Below are 18,053 nucleotides of genomic sequence, written 5' to 3' on the forward strand. Positions count from 1 at the left end.
AGCCGGGCTGGTCAGGGGCGTCAGGTCTACGGTAATGCGGTCAGCTCAGCTGGCGTCCGGTCGTGGGGTACGGCCCAGCGCGGCGCACGCCTCGCGGTACATCCGGGCGGCCTCGGCGCGGATCTGCCGGCGCTCGACGATCCGGTCGGCGAACGGAATGCGGACCGGCACCTCGACGCCGTCCACGACGGCCAGGAACTCCATCGCTTCGGCGTCCATGCCCGACATGGTGGCCGCAGTGGCCGTCGGCTGGCCGCCCAACCCCTGGCAGATCACCCGACAGTCGTCGGCGTGGTCGGTGTTCATGTGTCGCAGCACCGCCACGACCACCTCGGGGGTGACGGGGTTCGTAGCGGTCACGCCGCGCTCCCCTGCGTGACCGCCCGCCCCAGGTCGTCGAGCATGGCGGTGTTCAGCCGGTAGGCGTACGACACCTCGCCCAGGAAGCGTTGCCGCTCGACGGCGTCCCAGGGCGCCGCGTCGAGCAGTTCGCGGTAGTGCTGCTTGACGGTACGCGCGTCCAGGCCGGGGAAGATGAAGAACCGGGTCCCGTCGGTGTCGAAGTCGAAGGTGCGGCGCAGCGCGCGGGCCATCACCTGACCACCGGAGAGGTCACCCAGGTATCGGGTGTAGTGGTGGGCGACGAAACCGGCCGGCCAGGAGAAGGCCACCTCGCGCAGGCGTGCCCGGTATTGCGCGGTGGCGTCACTCGGGGTGACCCGACCGGTCCAGTCCGGACCGTGCAGGAAGGACAGATCATCGACGATGCGCGGCAGTCGACGCAGTTCGTCGACGACGAACGGGCCGGCCACCGGATCGTCGCGCATCGTGTCGGCGGCCTCTTCCAAGGTCTGGTAGACCACATGCAGCTGTTCGAGCAGCGCAGCATACCCGGCCCGGTCCAGATGTCCCGACAACAACGCGTCGAAGTACGTCACACTCTGCGCGGCCCGATGGTCCGCCCTGGTCAGCTCACGCACCTCTGCGGCGAACCCCATAAGCACCTCCTGGTTAGGTAAGCCTAACCTATCATGATCAAGCTTCTTCGTGGAGATGGCCGAAAGTGCCAGCCCGGATGCCTGGACAGGGGAAACCACCTCTACCGACGCCCCGGCATGGCGACGCGCGAGGGACGTTGACACCGCTTGGGCGAACTGGCCCCCTCGGACGCCGAGTTCTCCGACAACGTGATCGCGCCGCCCGGTGCCGGGGAGCGGGGCCAACTGCTGAGGCGCAGGTCGGCCCCGGCGGGCGGGCGTACGCCACCGGCGCAAGCCCCCGTCCCGCCCGCCGGGGCGCCCCGGTAGGTGACAGCCCTACCCGTGCGGCGCCACGATCTGGATGAGGTTGCCGCAGGTGTCGTCGAAGACGGCGGTCGTCACGGTCCCCGCGTCCAGCGGGGGCTGGGTGAAGGTCACTCCCTGCGCGGTCAGCCGCTCGTACTCGGCCGACACGTCCGCGACGGTGAACATGGTGACCGGGATCCCGTCGGCGACGAGGGCCTTCTTGTAGGCGAGGGCGGCCGGGTGCTGATCCGGTTCGAGGAGCAGTTCCACACCCTCCGGGTCCTCCGGGGAGACCACGGTCAACCAGCTGTATTCGCCCAGCGGCACCTCGGTCTTCTTGGTGAAGCCGAGCACCCCGGTGTAGAAGGCCAGGGCCTTGGCCTGGTCGTCGACGAGAACACTCACGTGTCCGATTCGCATGGTCCCACCCGCCATCTCCGATAGATCTGCTGAAGTGGGGACGTGTCAAGGTCGATGAAGGTGTACCGGCCCTGACGGCGCAGCACCACCAGCCCCGCCTCGGCCAACACCGCCAGGTGCTGGGAGATGGCCTGGCGGGTGGAGGTGAACCCCTTTCCCGTCAACCGGACGCACAACTCGAACAGGGTCTGGCCGCTGCGTTCCTGCAACTCGTCGAGGATGGCCCGCCGGGTGGGATCTGCCAGCGCCTTGTACACGTCGCCCACCACGGCACCATAGGCAAGTGCTCACTTGCATGTCAACCATCGACGATGTTCCGAGTAGGTAAACCCTGGCCCCGGACGGCCCACTGGCCTGGCGCGGGCGGACGCATCTTGCGACCCTTACGCTCGTGTACGACTACGACGTGTTGGTGCTGGGTTCCGGACCCAGTGGTCAGAAGGCCGCGATCGCCGCCGCCAAGCTCGGCCGACGGGTCGGCCTGGTGGAACGACGCGACATGATCGGCGGGGTGTGCATCAACACCGGCACCGTGCCCTCCAAGACCCTGCGCGAGGCCGTGCTCTACCTGACCGGCCTGAGCCAGCGGGACCTGTACGGCAGCAGCTACCGGGTCAAGGAGGACATCACGGTCAGCGACCTGGCCGCCCGCACCCAGCATGTGATCAACCGGCAGACCGACGTGATCCGCAACCAGTTGGCCCGCAACCGGATAGCGGTGATCACCGGCACCGGGCGGTTCGCCGACCCCCACTCGGTCTGGGTGGACGGCGGCTCCGGCCAGGAATCCAAGGTGACCTTCGACAAGGCGATCATCGCCGCCGGCACCCGCCCGGCCCGCCCGGACAGTGTCGACTTCGACGACCGGACCATCGTGGACTCCGACGGCGTGATCAACCTCCAGGCCGTACCGCGCAGCATGGTGGTGGTCGGCGCCGGGGTGATCGGCATGGAGTACGCCTCCATGTTCGCCGCCCTCGGGACCAAGGTGACCGTGGTCGAACGCCGCGAGCGGATGCTCGACTTCTGCGACGAGGAGATCGTCGAGTCCCTGAAGTACCACCTGCGGGACCTGTCGGTCACCTTCCGCTTCGGCGAGGAGGTCGCCGCGGTGGAGAAGCACCAGACCGCCGCGCTGTGCATCCTCAGGAGCGGCAAGAAGATCGTCGCGGACACGGTGATGTACTCCGCCGGGCGTCAGGGGCAGACCGACGGGCTGGACCTGGATGCCGCCGGCCTGACCGCCGATCGGCGGGGTCGCATCGAGGTCGACGCGAACTACCGCACCGCCGTGGAGAACATCTACGCCGTCGGTGACGTGATCGGCTTCCCGGCGCTGGCCTCGACCTCGATGGAACAGGGTCGGCTGGCCGCCCAGCACGCCTGCGGCGAGCCGGTGCGGGCCATGCACCAGTTGCAGCCGATCGGGATCTACACCATCCCGGAGATCAGCTTCGTCGGTAGGACCGAGCAGGAGTTGACCGACAGCGCCACCCCGTTCGAGGTCGGCATCGCCCGCTACCGCGAGCTGGCCCGGGGGCAGATCGTCGGTGACTCGTACGGAATGTTGAAGTTGCTCGTCTCACCGGAGGACGGACGCCTGCTGGGTGTGCACGTCTTCGGCACCGGCGCCACCGAGATCGTACACATCGGACAAACCGTGATGGGCTGCGGCGGCACGGTCGACTACCTGATCGACGCGGTGTTCAACTACCCCACCCTGGCCGAGGCGTACAAGGTGGCCGCCCTGGACGCCGCCAACAAGATCCGCAACATCACCCGCATCGACGGCTGATCGGGGCGGGGCGCTAAGCCCCACCCCGGTCGTTCTCAGCCGGCCGTCGCGAGTGACCGGCGGCGTGGTCCCAGGTGCCGGGCGTACGCGCCGGTGGTGAAGAAGGCCGGCAGTCCCTCGCCCAGCGCGGTCTCCTCGACGATGCGCGCCGCCTGCGCGGCGCGTTCCCGCTCGGCCTCCCCCCGCCCCTCGGACAGGGTCGCCACCTCCTCGGCCAACATCGCCCGCACCAGTTCCTCGGTGACGCTGCCCCCCTCGGCCAGCGGCGTACCGTGGTGCAGCCACTGCCACAGCTGGCAGCGGGCGATCTCGGCGGTAGCAGCGTCCTCCATCAGGTTCCACAGCGCCACCGCGCCTGCTCCCCCGAGCCAGGCGTCGATGTAGTGCAGTGCCACCGCGATGTTGGACCGCAGGCCGCTCTCGGTGACCTGGCCCGGGGTCTTGTCCACCGAGAGCAGGTCGGCGGCGGTCACGGACACCTCGTCCCGCTGCCGGTCGAGCTGGTTCGGGCGCTCGCCGAGCACCGCGTCGAACACCTCCCGGCAGGTCGACACCAGGCCGGGGTGGGCCACCCAGGAGCCGTCGAACCCATCGCCGGCCTCCCGCTGCTTGTCCGCCCGCACCTTGGCCAGGGCGGTGGCGTTGACCTCCGGGTCACGGGCCGGCACGAAGGCGGCCATCCCGCCGATCGCGTGGGCACCGCGCCGGTGACAGGTCCGCACCAGCAATTCGGTGTACGCCCGCATGAACGGCACCGTCATGGTGACCGCGGCCCGGTCCGGCAGGACGAAGTCCGGCCACTGCCCGAAGTTCTTGATGATGCTGAAGATGTAGTCCCACCGGCCGGCGTTCAATCCGGCCGAGTGTTCCCGCAGCTCGTAGAGGATCTCCTCCATCTCGAAGGCCGCCGTGATCGTCTCGATCAGGGTGGTCGCCCGGATGGTGCCCTGCGGCAGCCGCAGGTAGTGCTGGGCGAAGACGAAGATGTCGTTCCAGAGCCGCGCCTCGCGGTGGTCCTCCAGCTTCGGCAGGTAGAAGTACGGTCCCGCACCGGCGGCTAGTTGCCGACGGGCGCAGTGGAACAGGTAGAGCCCGAAGTCGACCAGGCTGGCCGAGATCGGCCGGCCGTCCACCACGATGCCCTTCTCCACCAGGTGCCAGCCGCGCGGCCGGACCACGATGGTGGCCAACTCCTCGCCGAGGGCGTACCGCTTGCCGCGCGGGTCGGTGAAGTCGATCCGCCGGTCCAGGGCGTCCATCAGGTTGAGCTGCCCGGAGATGACGTTGTGCCAGGTCGGGGCGGTGGCGTCCTCGAAGTCGGCGAGCCACACCTTGGCGCCGGAGTTCAGCGCGTTGATGGTCATCTTGCGCTCCGGGGGGCCGGTGATCTCCACCCGCCGGTCTTCCAGCCCCGGTGCCGGTGGGGCCACCCGCCAGGTCGGGTCGGCCCGCACCCCGATGGTCTCCGACAGGAAGTCGGGCAGCTGGCCGGTGGCGAACCGGTCCCGCCGGGCCCGGCGGGTGTCCAGCAGGGCCACCCGCCGGGCGGCGAACTCGCTGTCCAGGGTGACCAGGAACTCCAGCGCCTCGGGCGTGAGCACCTCGTCGAAGCGTTCGGCCATCGGGCCGATGATCTCGTACCTCATGCGAACTGCTCCTCTTCGGTGGAGCCCCGCAGCGCGATGGTCTCGGCGGTCGGGTTAAGCACGGTGCTGATCAGGTCGAAGTAGCCGGTACCCACCTCGCGCTGGTGCTTGACCGCGGTGTAGCCGGCGGGCTCGGCGGCGAACTCCCGCTCCTGCAGCGACACGTACGCCGACATGCCCTCGGCGGCGTAGCCCCGGGCCAGGTCGAACATCGAGTAGTTCAGGGCGTGGAACCCGGCCAGGGTGATGAACTGGAACTTGTAGCCCATGTGGCCCAGTTCCCGCTGGAACTTGGCGATGGTGGCGTCGTCGAGGTGCTTGCGCCAGTTGAACGACGGCGAGCAGTTGTAGGCCAGCAGCTGGTCCGGGTACTCCGCCTTGATCGCCTCGGCGAAGCGGCGGGCGACCTCCAGGTCCGGGGTGCTGGTCTCCATCCACAGCAGGTCGGCGTGCGGGGCGTACGCCAGGCCCCGGGCGATGCACGGTTCGATGCCGTTGCGCACCCGGTAGAAGCCCTCGGCGGTCCGCTCGCCGGTGACGAAGGGCTGGTCACGCTCGTCCACGTCCGTGGTGAGCAGGGTGGCCGCCTGGGCGTCCGTACGGGCGATGACCACGCTCGGCACCCCGGCCACGTCGGCGGCCAGCCGGGCCGCCTCCAGGGTGCGGATGTGCTGCCCGGTGGGGATGAGCACCTTGCCGCCGAGGTGGCCGCACTTCTTCTCGCTGGCTAGCTGGTCCTCCCAGTGCACCCCGGCCGCGCCGGCCGCGATCATGGCGTTCATCAGCTCGTACGCGTTGAGCACCCCACCGAAACCGGCCTCGGCGTCGGCGACGATCGGGGCCAGCCAGTCGATGCCGGAGGGGTCCCCCTCGGCGGTGGTGATCTGGGCGGCGCGCAGCAGCGCGTTGTTGATCCGGCGGACCACCGCCGGCACCGAGTTGGCCGGGTAGAGGCTCTGGTCGGGGTAGGTGTGGCCGGCCAGGTTGGCGTCGGCGGCCACCTGCCAGCCGGACAGGTAGATCGCCTTGAGCCCGGCCCGGACCATCTGCACGGCCTGGTTGCCGGTGAGGGCACCGAGGGCGTGGATGTAGTCCTCGCTGTTCAGCAGGCGCCACAGCCGGTTGGCGCCGTGCCGGGCCAGGGTGTGCTCCTCCTGGATCGCGCCCCGCAACCGCACCACGTCCTCGGCGCGGTAGCTACGTCGCACACCCCGCCAGCGGGGGTTGGTGTCCCATTCGTGCTGCAACTGCTCGACCGGGGTAGGCATCGTCTCTCGTCCCTTCACAATTCGTGGCCACACCGTTGCCGCTCAAGCGCCGCTGCCGGCCGCCGGTGTGGAACCCACGGTCACATGGGCTCGTCAGCCGGGTCGAGGGACGGAAAATGCCAATTCTTGTAAATCCTGAGAGGCGTTTTGCAAAGTTGTTAATTGCCCTATTGGCAGCGGTGCTAATGTGACCCGACAAACCTGCTGGGGTGGGAGGTGGGGACGATCAGCAAGACCTTCGCCGGGGCCCGGCTACGCCGGCTGCGGGAGGAACGGGCCCTCAGCCAGACCGAGCTGGCCCGGCACCTGGGCATCTCCCCCAGCTACCTCAACCAGATCGAGCACGACACCCGACCGCTGACCGTGCCGGTGCTGCTGCGCATCACCGAACTGTTCGGGGTCGACCCCACCGTCTTCGCCGCCCACGACACCCCCCGCCTGGTCACCGGGCTGCGGGAGGCCCTACCCAGCCGGGCCAGCCTCGCCGACCTGACCGAGCTGGCCACCCGGCTGCCCGAGGTCGCCGCCGCCGTCATCGACCTGCACCGGCGCTACCAGCAGGCCGACGAGCAGCTCGCCGAGCTGGTCGGCGACCGGGAACGGCTCGGGCGCAGCCCGCACGACCAGGTCACCGAGTTCTTCTACCGGCGGCAGAACTACGTACCGGAGCTGGACGAGGAGGCCGAGCGGCTGGCCGCCGCGATGGGGTTGCGGCGCGGCGAGATACGGGGCCGGCTACGCGACCGACTCGCCCAGCGGCACGGGGTACGCATCCTGCGCGAGGACGCCGGCACCCTCGGCGGGGAACTGCACCGCTACCGCCCGCAGACCCGCACCCTGCACCTGTCCACCTCGCTGCGCGGCGGCCAGGAGGCGATGCGGATGGCCGCCCAGATCGCGCTGCTGGAATTCGCCGACGTCATCGACGAGATCGTCGAATCGGAGCACTTCGACGACCCGCAGACCCAGATTCTCACCCGGGTCGGGTTGGCCAACTACTTCGCGGCGGCGCTGATCCTGCCGTACGAACAGTTCCTGACCGCTGCCGAGCAGCGCCGGTACGACATCGAACTGCTCACCCAGCACTACGCAATCGGCTGGGAAACGGTCTGCCACCGGCTGAGCACGTTGCAGCGGCCCCGGGCGCGCGGGGTGCCCTTCTCCTTCGTCCGGGTGGACCGGGCCGGCAACATGTCCAAGCGTCAGTCCGCCACCGGCTTCCCGTTCTCCCGTACCGGCGGGACCTGTCCCCTATGGAACGTCTACGAGGCGTTCGGCGCGCCCGGCCGGGTGGTCACCCAGGTGGCCGCGATGCCGGACGGGCAACGCTACCTGTGGATCGCCCGCACCATCACCCGCCACCACGGCGGCTACGGCCAACCCGGCAAGGTGTACGCCATCGGCCTGGGCTGCGAGACCCGCCACGCCGGCCGCCTGGTCTACTCCACCGGGGTGGACCTGCACGCCGCCGAGGCCGCCACCCCCATCGGCCCCGGCTGCAAGACCTGCGAACGCATGACCTGCCCCCAACGAGCCGCCCCACCCATCAGCCGCCAACTGGACGTGGACGAGAACCGCAGCACCTTCGTCCCCTACCCCCTCCGCGACTAGGGCGTCGAGGGCAGAGCCGTCGCCACGCGTTCGGCCAGGAGGAACTGCCGTAGTGATCGCGGCGGCACACCTGTCACGTCCTCGACGGTGGTGGTCGTCCGGTCCTCGGCGCCCTCCGCGATCATCACGTCCATGGCGGCGAGGACATCGGCGAAGGCGGCCGGCACGCCGTTCCGTTGGTGCCGCTCGGAGAGCTCCTTCGAGGTGACCTCGCGGTGGCGCACGGCCCGGCCGGTGGTGTCGCTCAGGATCTCGGCGACCTCGTCGAAGCTCAGCGGCTCCGGACCGGTCAGGACGAGGTCGCCGCCGGGCACCTCGGCGTCGGTGAGTGCCCGCGCGGCGACGGCGGCGATGTCCCCGGGGTCGATGAAGGGGATCCGCCCCCGGCCGGTGGCGCTGACGATCTCGCCGTCGCGCCGGGCGGACTGAGCGTGTGGGCGGTCGCCGGTGAAGTTGCTGGCGAACCAGGTCGGCCGCAGCACCACCGGCTCCGGCACAAAATCGGCGAGACGCGCGCCGAACATGCCGAGACCAGGACTGCCGATCGGCACTGCCGACGAGCTGAGCAGCGCAATTCGGCGTACGCCGGCCCGCCGGGCCTGCTCCAGGAACGGCACGACGACCGGCTCGGGGTCGACGGCGCCCGGTGGCGCCACCAGGTAGATCGCCCGCACGCCGTCGACGGCCCGTGGGTACGTGGTGGGATCGGCCCAGTCGAATCGCACGTCCGCGCCCGGCGAGCGGCCGGCCCGGCGTACCGGGATGTTCTCGCCGGCCAGTCGCCGGGCGAGACGGCTGCCGGTGGTCCCGGTCGCTGCGGTCACCAACACCGTCATGCCGATACCTCCGTCTCCATCATGGTCTCGGCGAGGATGAGGGGGTTCCAGTAGTCGCGGTAATGCCGGATGAGTCCGCCGGCGATGGTCAGCACGGCGACGTAGCGGACGGTGTACGGCTCGCCGTTGGCGACGATCCGGCCGCTGATCGCCATCTCGGCGACGATGACGTCCGGGTCGGTGGTCTCGTGCACGACGACGTCGTGCACGCGCTGGACGTCCAGCCGATCGGTGTAGCCGTCCAGGTATGCCTCGACGGCTTTGCGCCCGTCGAGGCGTTGCGGCCAGCCTGGTGGCGCGAACGGGAACTCCATGACGGCGTCGTCCGCGTACAACGCGGTGAACCCGGCCATGTCGTGAGCGAGCAGGCGGTCGGTGGCGCGGCGGAAGATCTCCACGGGGGTGTCGGACACAGGTTCCTCCTCGGATCGGTGGCCGCTAAGATTCGGACCACTGGTCCGCTTCACTGTAGCGGACTGACGGTCCGTTTTGTCAAGGGAGTGCCATGCGAGTCGACAAGGCGCGCAACCGGGACATGGTGCTGGCTGCCGCTGCCCGCCTGTTTCACGAGGCCACCCACCCGGATGAGGTCTCGATGGACGCCGTCGCCGCCGCCGCAGGTGTCGGCAAGGGCACGATCTTCCGGGGCTTCGGTGACCGGCGCGGTCTGCTTCTCGCGCTCTACCAGGAGCACGTCGACCGTGAACTCACCGCGCCGGTCGCCGAAGAGACGCCGGCGCAGACCGCCCTGGAACTGATGACCCGCACCTGGCGGTTCAAACAACGCCATCGCATCCTCACCCTCGCCCTGGAGCGGGAGGGCTCTGGCAGCCCGTACCAGAACAGCGGCTACGCCCAACTACACGCCCAACTCACCGACCTCGTCGGCCAGGCACGCGGCACCGACAACGCCGCCTTCCTGGCCCACGCGCTGATCGCCGCCGTACGGAGCGACCTCATCGAGCACCTGCGCAACCACCCCGAAATCGACGCCGAAGCCGGCCTGCGCGAGCTGGTGTACGACGTGCTCGGCTAGCGCTCGGCAGGTTCCCTCAGGTGCGTTGGGCTGTCGCCCGCCGGTGCCGTAGCCCCAAACGTCCATGCAACCTTCGTCGCTGCGCCTACGCAACGAGGAATGTGGCACCGCGTCGAGGCAGCGGCCGGCGCGGTCTCGTGCACCAGGTGGCCGGCGGTGATGGTGACGAGACGAGCGTCGGCCAACCGGTCAGGGAGTTCGGCGACGTGCTGCTGGGATACCGGGCTCGACGGGCCACCGCCGATCAGCAGGTAGGTGCGGTGATCGGGCGACGAGGTCGCCCCAGCGTGGATCCGGATCGCGCTGTCTCCGTGGCCGCGCAGGTCGACGGCGTACACCGACCGGTCGGCGGCGATGGGCGCGATCCCCCGGGGCCGGTCTTCCAGCCGGTCGGCGTACCCGTCCAACCAGCGGTGCAGCGCCTCGCCGTGGCCGTGGCGGGCCATGGCCTCGACCGCCATGGGTGCGTGGTTGGAGAGCCACCCGTTTCGTTCCGGGCCGGAGAGCCGGACCCGCTGGTAAGCCTCGTCGAGTTCACTCATGCGCTGACGGTAGGAGCTGAAGGAAGGTTGAGGTCAACCACGACCGATGCCGTCCGGGCCCAGTGCCAGCGGGTCGTGGCCACGACGGTTGGAGGCGGGCAGAGACTGGGTCGACGTCACCATCCCGCCCATCCGCTCGCCATCGCTGCGGCTACGCGTCGAGAAACGCGATCACCGTGTCGAGGTAGGCATCCGGCTCGGTCTCGTGCACCAAGTGCCCGGCGTCGATGGTGACCAGTCGGGCGTCGGCCAACCGGTCGGCGAGTTCGGCGACGTGTCGCTGGGGCACTGGGCTCGACGGGCCGCCGCCGAGCAGCAGGGTGGGTACGGTGATCCGGGCGATGATGTCGGGCCAGTCTGAAGACGGGTCGTCGATCTCGGGGCGGACCTGCTCCACCACCCGCCAGTCGAATGGCAACTCCCCCGCCGGCCGCTCCGGTGGCGCAGGTGGACGAGGGCGCGGAAAGCCGATGTCCTCCAACACCAGGCGACGGATGTGCTGCGGTCCGGCTGCCGCCGCCGCCCGGCAGGCGATGAGGCCGCCGAGGGAATGGCCGATCAGGTCGACCGGGCCGATATCGAGGCGTTCGAGGAGGCCCAGGACGTCCCGGGCGAACAGTTCCAGCCGGTACTCACCAGGCCAGTCGCTGCCTCCGTGACCGCGCAGATCGACGGCGTACACCGTCCGCTCGGCGGCCAGTTCCGCCGCGATCACGTCCCAGTCCTGGGCCGTCCGGCCGGTGGCGGGCAACAGCACCACCGGGATACGGCCCACACCACCAGTTGGCCACACCCACAACGAAAGGCGAACATCACCGAGCGCGACGTCAATCAGATCGGGCACCAGGCAACCATCACTGACATCGCCGCTGGACACCAACCGATTCCGCTCCCAGCAGACCCCCCTCCTCCCCGTTGATCATGAGGTTCGCGGCAGTTGTTGATCTCCACAGTGCCGCCAACCTCATGATCAACGGGGAGGGGTTGGGCGGGTGAGGTCGCGGGCCAGATGGGAGGGGCGGGGGCCGGTTGAGCGGAGACGGCGGAGGTCTGTGGGGGTGTCGTACATCAGTTGGAGGTGGAAGTAGTTGATGTGTTCCAGGATGGCGAACAGGGCGAAGGCCAGTCCCGGCCAGGAGGTGCGGCCTGGGGTTGTCACGGCTGCGTAGCCGGTGGCCAGGAGGGCGGCGGCTAGGAGCAGTGGGTTGGCGGTGCGGGCTGCGCGGAAGGCCGGTAGCGCCGGGAGGTGGGGGTGGCGGGCGTTGAGCCGATGCAGTTTGGCTGCCCAGTAGGCGGCGCCTTCGATCAGCAGGAGCGCGAACAAGGCGAAGCCGAGCAGGTTGGTTGCCGTGGCTGGGAGCCCGACCAGGCCGAACCATATCCAAGCTTGCAGTGGGATGTTTATGAGTTCCAGGGCAGCCAGCGAGCGCAGCCGGCCGCGAACAGTCTGACTGGGAGTTGGGCCGGTGGGGACGGTTCGCATGCCAGCCATCATGGATCATGGCGCGCTATATGCCCTGTCATGCCGTAGGCGTTTATCGGCCGCCTGGTAACCGTGCTCGCGTTCCTGCGTGCACCACTCGGGCGGTACGGTTCGGCGGTGGCTGGCAGCGTCGGACCATCGTTGATCTTCGTGGACATCGACGGGGTGCTGATCCCGCTACGGTCCCGGCCGTACGCAGTTTGTGCTGGTGGGCATGACGACGGGCCCGATCAGCACGGGAATCCGCTGTTGGACCGTCTCGATCCCGCCGACGGTGATCGGCTGCTGGCCCTGCCGGGTGAGCTGGTCTGGGCCAGCACCTGGGTGGCCGAGGCCAACGAGGTCGTGGCGCCCCGGATCGGTCTGCCCGCTCTACCCTTCGTCGACTGGCCCGACGACGGCGAGGAACCACCACGTGGAGTGCACTGGAAGACCAAGCCTTTGGTGCGGTGGGCGGCAGGTCGCCCGTTCGTCTGGCTGGACGACGAGATCAGCGACGCCGACCGGCGATGGGTCGCCGCCCAGCACCCGCAACCTGCACTCCCGCATCGTGTCGACCCGGACCGGGGACTGACCCGGATCGACCTCGCGGCGGTGAGTCGCTGGCTGGACCAGCACGGCTGATCGGTCCGCCGTGCCGCAGCAGCGCGGCGACCACAGCCCTGGCGGCCGGTACCCGGCGGCGCGGTGGTGAAGGCCGCTCCGCCGGCCAGTTCGCGCCGCCTACAGGAAGCGCTCCGGGTCGAAGCTTTCGAGGTCGATGATGCGGACCCGAGGAAGCACGTTGGTGAAGCAGTCCGCGTCCTCCTCGATGTCGAATATCTGTAGGCCCGGCAGCTCGGCGAAGCCGGCGTTGAGGAATTCCTTGAACCCGACGACCGCGACCTGACGATCGCCGTCGAGCAGCAGCTCGCCGAGCTGCGGCAGGAAGTCACCGTCGTGGCTGGCCAGCATCACATTGCCCGGGCGCCGGGCGATGGCCTGCAAAGTCCGCTGGATGCCGATGTCCACCACCTTTTGATCCGATGAACCAGCTAGCGGGATGGGCCGGTAATCCATGCTCAGCAGGGCCCGGACGAACGGCATCGGCAGTACGCCACCGGAGGCGTTGAGGAAGAACAGGCCCTTCACCGGCTGCCGCCAGGTGTCGCGCGCGAACTCCCGCAGACGCTCCCACCGGGGTCGCTCCGCAGGGGCCGGCCGGCGCTCCAGAACACTGTTGCCGAGAGTGGCGTCGATGTTCTCCCCGTCCACGATGAGGTACGTGACGGATTCCGATATACCGGGCATAGAGGTACCTCTCGAGTGGAGCAGCCAGCGCGGACCGGTCCAGCCCGAGCGTGTGACGTGCCAGAAGCCATGCTCGTGGTCAAGGGTATTGGCTGACCGGCCGCCGCACCTCGGCAGCCTCGAGAGTCGGGGGTTCCGGCCACCGGGGGTCTCCGTGTCGTACCGGAGAGTGATGCCGACTCACGCACGGTCGCCGGCGGCAGGCGGGGTCAGGGTCGGCGTAGCCTGCCGATGATGGAGCGCAAGCAGGGGTACGGGGAACTGCTCGACGCGGCGCGGGCGGGCGACGGGGAGGCGTTCGGGCGGCTGGTCGGGCCGCTGCGCGAGGAGTTGCGCGCCCACTGCTACCGGATGCTCGGGTCCCTGCACGACGCCGAGGACGCCGTCCAGGACACCCTGGATCGAGCCTGGCGGAACCTCGCCCGGTTCCAGGATGACCATGGATCGATCCGGCCCTGGCTCTACAGGATCGCCACGAATCGGGCGTTGACCCTGATCGAGCGGCGGAGGCGCCGGGAGTTGCCCACCGACCTTCGACCGGACGTCGCGGCGACGGCCGAGCTGGCGTGGTTGGAGCCGTACCCCCAGCGGTTGATGGGGTGGACCGAGCAGCTCGGCCCGGAGACCCGGATGATCGCCCGGGAGAGCCTGGAGCTGGCGTTCGTCGCCGCGTTGCAGCATCTGTCGGCCCGGCAGCGGGCGGTGCTGCTGCTGCGCGAGGTGCTCGGCTATTCGGCCAGGGAGGCCGCCGACCTGCTGGGCACCACAGTCGCGGCGGTCAACAGCGCCTTGCAGCGGGCCCGCGCGGTCCTCACCGGTCTGCTGCCCGAGCAGACCCAGCAACGGACCCTGGGGGCGCTCGGCGACGCGGGACAGCGGGAGTTGGCCCTCCGGTACGCGGCGGCCTGGGAGGCCGGTGACGTCGAGGCCATCGTGGCGATGTTGACCGACGACGCGCGGTACTCGATGCCGCCACTGCGGGTCTGGTACGAGGGCCGGCCGGCGATCCGAGGTTTCCTCGTCGAGGTGGTGGGTTCGTACCGCTGGCGTTTCCTGCCGGGCCGGGCCAACGGGCAGCTGGCGTTCGGCACGTACCGCTGGGACGAAGCCCAGGGCGCCTACCTGCCGGCGGGTCTGGACCTGCTCACGCTGCGCGGCGCCCGGATCGCCGAGGTGGTCTCATTCCTCGACGCCGCTTTCCCACGCTACGGGCTGCCGGCCCGACTCGACGGCGAGCCAGCCGGGGTGCGATGAGTTTGCCGCCCGGCCCGGGTTGTAGGGGTGACGGACCCCGAACGACCCGGAAGGACCGATCATGGCGACTGACGAGGAACAGATCCGCACCCTGATCGAACGCTGGGTCGCCGCGGTGCACCGCGGCGACCTCGATGCCGTGCTGGCCGACCACGCCGAGGACATCGTGATGTTCGACGTGCCGCCGCCGCAGCAGGGGGTACGAGGGCTGGCCGCCTACCGGCAGAGCTGGCCGCCGTTCTTCCGCTGGCAGGCCCAGGGCGCCTCGTTCGAGATCGAGTCGTTGGAGGTCACGGCCGGCGGCGAGGTGGCGTTCGCGTACGCCCTGCTGCGCTGCGGCACGGCGGCGGACCTCGCCGCGGCGCCTGACCGGCGACTACGCCTCACGCTGGGTCTGCGCCGTCAGGACGGGCGCTGGGTGGTGACCCACGAGCACCATTCCTTCCCGCTCGACACCGCCGTGCGGGACCCGGCCGCCGACGAACGGGAGCTACGCGAACTGCACCAGCGGTGGTTCGCCGCGACCGCCGCCCAGGACCTCGACGCCCTGATGGAGCCCATCGCCCCCGACATCGTGTCGTACGAACACGACGGCCCCTTGCAATACGTGGGCGCACCAGCGGTACGTGAGGTCTGCCAGGCCGGTCTGGACGCCGCCGCCGACGGCAAGGTGACCTGGGAGATCCCCAACCAGACCATCCTGATAGCCGGCGACCTGGCCGTCTCCTGGGGCCTCAACCGCATACGAGTAACCCCGCCCGACGGCGAAAGCACGGAAACCTGGTCCCGCGGCACCCGAATCTTCACCCGCCGCGCTGGCACCTGGCGCCTGACCCACCAACACCTCTCCCACCCTCTCCCACCCTCTCCCACCCTCTCCCACCCCCACCCCCCGCCCGCAATGGTTGATCATGAGGTTGACGGCAGTCGTTGATATCCACGCTGCCGCCAACCTCATGATCAACGGAGATGGTGCTAGCGGATGTCGACGCGAGGGTTAGCCCTGGGTGATGGTGACGTCGTCTACGGCGGCCTCTACCAGGCTGGCGGTGCCCGCGTCGGCGGCTTCGATGAGGATTCTTACGGTTTGGCCGGGATAGGGGGTCAGGCTCCAACTGCTTGAGGTCCAGGTGGCGTTGCGGTTGGTGGCGGTGGCGGACTGGGTGAAGAGGGGGGTGGTGCCGGCGTTGTGGATCACGGAGACCCGGAAGTAGTCGGCGCTGGTGGCGTTGCTGCCGTGGGCCAGGTACCAGGACATCTTCAGGGTCAGCGGGCCGGTGGCGGGCAGGGTGATGGCGGGTGAGCGGACGCTGGTCGTACCGCCGTCGATGTCGTGGTCGCCGGCGGAGGTGCCGGCCAGCCGGCCGGTGACCAGGCTGTTCGTGCCGGAGAGGGCGGTTAGTTGCTTGGCGCCGCTGGAGTTGGTGGCCTGCGGCACGCCACGCTCCCAGTTTCCGCTGGTGGCGGTGTCGGTGCCGGCCGGGTTGGTGGTCCAGCCGGTGGAGGTCTCGAAGGTATCCGACCAGACCGTCGTCGCCGGGGTGCCGGCGGCCAGGGTCCAGAGGGCGTACGCGGCGGCGTCACCGGCCCGGTTGAGCACAGTGTCGGAGATGTTGCTCGGGTACGTGTCGCAGGACCGGTGGTAGCAGGGGTCGAAGGCGCTCTGGGTGCCGCCCCACTTGGTCACCTGCGCGGCGGTCTTCACCCGGGAGGCGCCCGCCGCCACCCCGGAGGTCTGCACCCCGATCGCGTTGAAGGGGGCGTCGTCGGAACGGCCGGCGCCTTCGGTGTTCTCCTCGGTCGGCACCCCGATGGAGTCGTAGTACGCCTTCAGGGTCTGGCCGGGCACGGAGGTGATCCGGTTGATGAAGTAGCCGCCGTTGACGGAGCCGACCATGTCGAAGTTGAAGTAGGCCTTGATCTTCGCCCGTTCCGTGCTGGACAGGGAGTTGGCGTAGAACCGGGACCCGTTGAGGCCCTGCTCCTCGTCGGTCCAGAAGGCGAACCGGACCCGGCTGGTCAGGCTCGGATTGGTCGCCGCGAGGGTCAGGGCGATCTCCAGCAGGGTCGCCGACCCGGAGGCGTTGTCGTTGATGCCGGGACCGGCCGACACCCCGTCCAGGTGGGCGCCGAACATGTAGATGCTGTTCGGGTCCCCACCGCCCGGCCAGTCGGCGATCACGTTAGGACCGGCGCCGCTGGTGCAGCCGGAGGTGCAGTTCTGCCGGGTAACGGTGAACCCGGCGGCGGCCAGTCTGTTGTAGACGTAGGTCACCGAGGCGGTGTAGCCGGCGCCGGTGGCGCGTCGGTTGCCGCCGTTGTTGGTAGCGATCGTCTGGAACTGCTGAATATGCGCCTTGGTGTTGGTCAGCGAGATGTCCGGCACCGCCAGGGCGGAAGCCACCGGGGTGGTCGCGGGAGCGGTGGTCGGCACGGCGACCACGGCGACGAGGGTCAGAGCCAGTGCCGTGCAGGCACGCAACACCGTAGTTACTCGCAACGTCTTCTCCTGCCGGGTAGGGAACGCCGGCACCACCGGCAGCCGCAGATTAGGACCGTGCGGAGAATGGCGTAAACACATCGCCCTATACCGCTTTATCCATAGCGTGACGAGGAGCTAGGTGGGAGTCTGCGACCGGACCACCGCCCACGTCGCGCCTCTGGTCACCCTGACCGCCCGCCGGCCGCCGAAGCCGCAGGTCTGAGCAGGGGGCTCAGTCCCACCAGAAGGCCCAGGTCGGGGCGTCGACGAGACGCTCCGCGTAGGCGGCGAGAGTGTACGGACGCTGCCCTTGCAGGATGTTGTCCGGGCAGAAGGCGAAGTGTTCGGCGGCGATGGGCAGCGCCTCATCCAGGTTGCTAGGCGGCGCGGCGACGCTGAGGTACAGCTCGGCGAAGCCGACCCCGATCACCCGTACCCCGAAGCGGTCCTCCCAGCTGCGCAGCACCGCGCACAGTTCGGCGACCCCGATGTGGTTGATCGCGCCGTGCCACCCGAGGGTGGCCAACACGTCGCTGCCGCGCGGCGCGGCGACCAGGCCGAGACGCATCTCCGGCTGGGCCTGCGACAGTTGCTCGGCCCAGTGGTCGGCGTGCTGTCGCACCCCCACCCGGGACGGCAGCTCCGGGGCCAGGCCCGGCCAGGTCCGGCCGTACGGGGCGGTGAGGGAATCCTCATCGGCCGGGGGCGGCGAGTCGTCGTCGGTCAGCGCGGCCCACCGGTCGGTGAGCACCCCCTCGACGTCATGCTGGTCGGGGGTGGAGGCCGCGGGCCAGAGCTCACCGTCTGTCCAGGGGCGGGACATGTCACCGCCGAGCCCGTCCAGCAGCACCGGCCACAACCCGGAGTCCTGATGTACGGCGTGCAGGCGCGACCACAGCCCGGCCGGTGCCGGCTCCTCGCTCATCCACAACACCGGCCGATCGTCGACACCCTCGCTGCCGCGTACGGTCTGGCCGGGCGGCAGCGGCACGGCGAGGGTTCGCGGAGCATCGTCCGGGAACAGTTCCAGCAGGTCGGCGGGCATCTCGTTCAACTGCGACGTCACGAGGCGTGAGAGTAGCGGCCGGGGCTGACTTTTCCGCG

Annotated in this window: 19 protein-coding genes and 1 pseudogene; 6 read left to right on the forward strand and 14 right to left on the reverse strand. The window is 69.6% G+C overall.

Annotated elements, in window-relative coordinates; translation table 11 throughout:
* Positions 1-45 precede the first annotated feature (45 nt).
* From OIE53_RS09360 to OIE53_RS09375, 4 genes are all read right to left on the reverse strand, one after another.
* Complete coding sequence (locus OIE53_RS09360; protein ID WP_327026205.1) at positions 46-360, reverse strand: DUF2470 domain-containing protein; 315 nt, start codon at positions 358-360, stop codon at positions 46-48.
* The gene (locus OIE53_RS09365) at positions 357-998 is read right to left on the reverse strand and encodes a biliverdin-producing heme oxygenase (RefSeq protein WP_327026206.1); all 642 of its coding nucleotides are present in this window, start codon (positions 996-998) and stop codon (positions 357-359) included. The genes OIE53_RS09360 and OIE53_RS09365 overlap by 4 nt, the downstream gene beginning before the upstream one ends.
* A gap of 318 nt (positions 999-1,316) precedes the next feature.
* Positions 1,317-1,706: a VOC family protein gene (locus OIE53_RS09370; protein ID WP_327026207.1), complete on the reverse strand. Its 390-nt coding sequence runs from the start codon at positions 1,704-1,706 to the stop codon at positions 1,317-1,319.
* A complete protein-coding gene (locus OIE53_RS09375) occupies positions 1,688-1,963 on the reverse strand; it encodes a metalloregulator ArsR/SmtB family transcription factor (RefSeq protein ID WP_393339483.1) in 276 nt (91 codons plus the stop codon). Before OIE53_RS09375 ends, OIE53_RS09370 begins: the two co-directional genes overlap by 19 nt.
* 134 nt (positions 1,964-2,097) lie before the next feature.
* Here OIE53_RS09375 and sthA point away from each other — a divergent pair, with 134 nt between their 5' ends.
* Positions 2,098-3,501, forward strand: a complete 1,404-nt coding sequence (gene sthA, locus OIE53_RS09380; protein ID WP_327026209.1) for a Si-specific NAD(P)(+) transhydrogenase — start codon at positions 2,098-2,100, stop codon at positions 3,499-3,501.
* Positions 3,502-3,536: 35 nt separating this feature from the next.
* On the opposite strand, the gene aceB is transcribed toward sthA, so the two are convergent.
* Together aceB and aceA are read right to left on the reverse strand one after the other, a co-directional pair.
* Entirely contained in the window at positions 3,537-5,147 is a 1,611-nt protein-coding gene (aceB, locus tag OIE53_RS09385; protein ID WP_327026210.1) for a malate synthase A, read from the reverse strand.
* Positions 5,144-6,415 (reverse strand): isocitrate lyase, encoded by a 1,272-nt coding sequence (gene aceA, locus OIE53_RS09390; RefSeq protein WP_327026211.1) that lies wholly within the window; start codon positions 6,413-6,415, stop codon positions 5,144-5,146. The genes aceB and aceA overlap by 4 nt, the downstream gene beginning before the upstream one ends.
* A 216-nt stretch (positions 6,416-6,631) precedes the next feature.
* On the opposite strand from aceA, the gene OIE53_RS09395 reads away from it, so the two are divergent.
* Positions 6,632-8,026, forward strand: a complete 1,395-nt coding sequence (locus tag OIE53_RS09395) for a short-chain fatty acyl-CoA regulator family protein (RefSeq protein ID WP_327026212.1) — start codon at positions 6,632-6,634, stop codon at positions 8,024-8,026.
* Here the strand turns inward: OIE53_RS09395 and OIE53_RS09400 are convergent.
* Together OIE53_RS09400 and OIE53_RS09405 are read right to left on the reverse strand one after the other, a co-directional pair.
* On the reverse strand, positions 8,023-8,862 hold the full coding sequence (locus OIE53_RS09400; RefSeq protein WP_327026213.1) for an ergot alkaloid biosynthesis protein: 840 nt from the start codon (positions 8,860-8,862) through the stop codon (positions 8,023-8,025). The two genes, OIE53_RS09395 and OIE53_RS09400, sit on opposite strands and share 4 nt — an antisense overlap.
* Positions 8,859-9,275 carry a nuclear transport factor 2 family protein gene (locus OIE53_RS09405; RefSeq protein ID WP_327026214.1) on the reverse strand — a complete coding sequence of 139 codons (417 nt, stop codon included), beginning with the start codon at positions 9,273-9,275 and terminating at the stop codon, positions 8,859-8,861. Before OIE53_RS09405 ends, OIE53_RS09400 begins: the two co-directional genes overlap by 4 nt.
* Positions 9,276-9,367: 92 nt before the next feature.
* On the opposite strand from OIE53_RS09405, the gene OIE53_RS09410 reads away from it, so the two are divergent.
* Entirely contained in the window at positions 9,368-9,898 is a 531-nt protein-coding gene (locus OIE53_RS09410; protein WP_327026215.1) for a TetR/AcrR family transcriptional regulator, read from the forward strand.
* Between the two features lie 344 nt (positions 9,899-10,242).
* On the opposite strand, the pseudogene OIE53_RS09415 reads toward OIE53_RS09410, so the two are convergent.
* From OIE53_RS09415 to OIE53_RS09425, 3 genes and pseudogenes are all read right to left on the reverse strand, one after another.
* Positions 10,243-10,440, reverse strand: a pseudogene (locus tag OIE53_RS09415) (questin oxidase family protein); the annotation flags it as partial.
* Between the two features lie 151 nt (positions 10,441-10,591).
* Complete coding sequence (locus OIE53_RS09420) at positions 10,592-11,215, reverse strand: alpha/beta fold hydrolase (RefSeq protein ID WP_327026216.1); 624 nt, start codon at positions 11,213-11,215, stop codon at positions 10,592-10,594.
* 195 nt (positions 11,216-11,410) lie between these two features.
* Positions 11,411-11,923 (reverse strand): hypothetical protein, encoded by a 513-nt coding sequence (locus OIE53_RS09425; RefSeq protein WP_327026217.1) that lies wholly within the window; start codon positions 11,921-11,923, stop codon positions 11,411-11,413.
* A gap of 117 nt (positions 11,924-12,040) precedes the next feature.
* Here OIE53_RS09425 and OIE53_RS09430 point away from each other — a divergent pair, with 117 nt between their 5' ends.
* Positions 12,041-12,547 carry an HAD domain-containing protein gene (locus OIE53_RS09430; RefSeq protein WP_393339311.1) on the forward strand — a complete coding sequence of 169 codons (507 nt, stop codon included), beginning with the start codon at positions 12,041-12,043 and terminating at the stop codon, positions 12,545-12,547.
* 99 nt (positions 12,548-12,646) lie between these two features.
* On the opposite strand, the gene OIE53_RS09435 is transcribed toward OIE53_RS09430, so the two are convergent.
* A complete protein-coding gene (locus OIE53_RS09435) occupies positions 12,647-13,213 on the reverse strand; it encodes a nuclease (protein ID WP_327026218.1) in 567 nt (188 codons plus the stop codon).
* A 234-nt stretch (positions 13,214-13,447) separates the two neighbouring features.
* Here OIE53_RS09435 and OIE53_RS09440 point away from each other — a divergent pair, with 234 nt between their 5' ends.
* Both OIE53_RS09440 and OIE53_RS09445 read left to right on the forward strand, forming a co-directional pair.
* Positions 13,448-14,467, forward strand: a complete 1,020-nt coding sequence (locus OIE53_RS09440; RefSeq protein WP_327026219.1) for a sigma-70 family RNA polymerase sigma factor — start codon at positions 13,448-13,450, stop codon at positions 14,465-14,467.
* Between the two features lie 61 nt (positions 14,468-14,528).
* Positions 14,529-15,401: a YybH family protein gene (locus tag OIE53_RS09445; RefSeq protein WP_327026220.1), complete on the forward strand. Its 873-nt coding sequence runs from the start codon at positions 14,529-14,531 to the stop codon at positions 15,399-15,401.
* A 63-nt stretch (positions 15,402-15,464) separates the two neighbouring features.
* On the opposite strand, the gene OIE53_RS09450 is transcribed toward OIE53_RS09445, so the two are convergent.
* Together OIE53_RS09450 and OIE53_RS09455 are read right to left on the reverse strand one after the other, a co-directional pair.
* Entirely contained in the window at positions 15,465-16,952 is a 1,488-nt protein-coding gene (locus OIE53_RS09450) for a M20/M25/M40 family metallo-hydrolase (protein ID WP_442791396.1), read from the reverse strand.
* Between the two features lie 229 nt (positions 16,953-17,181).
* Positions 17,182-18,015: a DUF4253 domain-containing protein gene (locus OIE53_RS09455; protein WP_327026222.1), complete on the reverse strand. Its 834-nt coding sequence runs from the start codon at positions 18,013-18,015 to the stop codon at positions 17,182-17,184.
* Positions 18,016-18,053: the final 38 nt, after the last annotated feature.

The organism is Micromonospora sp. NBC_01739 (assembly GCF_035920385.1).
Taxonomy (GTDB): Bacteria; Actinomycetota; Actinomycetes; order Mycobacteriales; family Micromonosporaceae; genus Micromonospora.

What these genes read in the sequence shown, in the direction of transcription:
- OIE53_RS09365 (WP_327026206.1), bottom strand. Translation starts at nt 998, where the DNA reads ATGGGGTTCGCCGCAGAGGTGCGTGAGCTGACCAGGGCGGACCATCGG.
- OIE53_RS09370 (WP_327026207.1), bottom strand. Translation starts at nt 1,706, where the DNA reads ATGCGAATCGGACACGTGAGTGTTCTCGTCGACGACCAGGCCAAGGCC.
- aceB (WP_327026210.1), bottom strand. Translation starts at nt 5,147, where the DNA reads ATGAGGTACGAGATCATCGGCCCGATGGCCGAACGCTTCGACGAGGTG.
- aceA (WP_327026211.1), bottom strand. Translation starts at nt 6,415, where the DNA reads ATGCCTACCCCGGTCGAGCAGTTGCAGCACGAATGGGACACCAACCCC.
- OIE53_RS09400 (WP_327026213.1), bottom strand. Translation starts at nt 8,862, where the DNA reads ATGACGGTGTTGGTGACCGCAGCGACCGGGACCACCGGCAGCCGTCTC.
- OIE53_RS09410 (WP_327026215.1), top strand. Translation starts at nt 9,368, where the DNA reads ATGCGAGTCGACAAGGCGCGCAACCGGGACATGGTGCTGGCTGCCGCT.
- OIE53_RS09425 (WP_327026217.1), bottom strand. Translation starts at nt 11,923, where the DNA reads ATGCGAACCGTCCCCACCGGCCCAACTCCCAGTCAGACTGTTCGCGGC.
- OIE53_RS09435 (WP_327026218.1), bottom strand. Translation starts at nt 13,213, where the DNA reads ATGCCCGGTATATCGGAATCCGTCACGTACCTCATCGTGGACGGGGAG.
- OIE53_RS09440 (WP_327026219.1), top strand. Translation starts at nt 13,448, where the DNA reads ATGGAGCGCAAGCAGGGGTACGGGGAACTGCTCGACGCGGCGCGGGCG.
- OIE53_RS09445 (WP_327026220.1), top strand. Translation starts at nt 14,529, where the DNA reads ATGGCGACTGACGAGGAACAGATCCGCACCCTGATCGAACGCTGGGTC.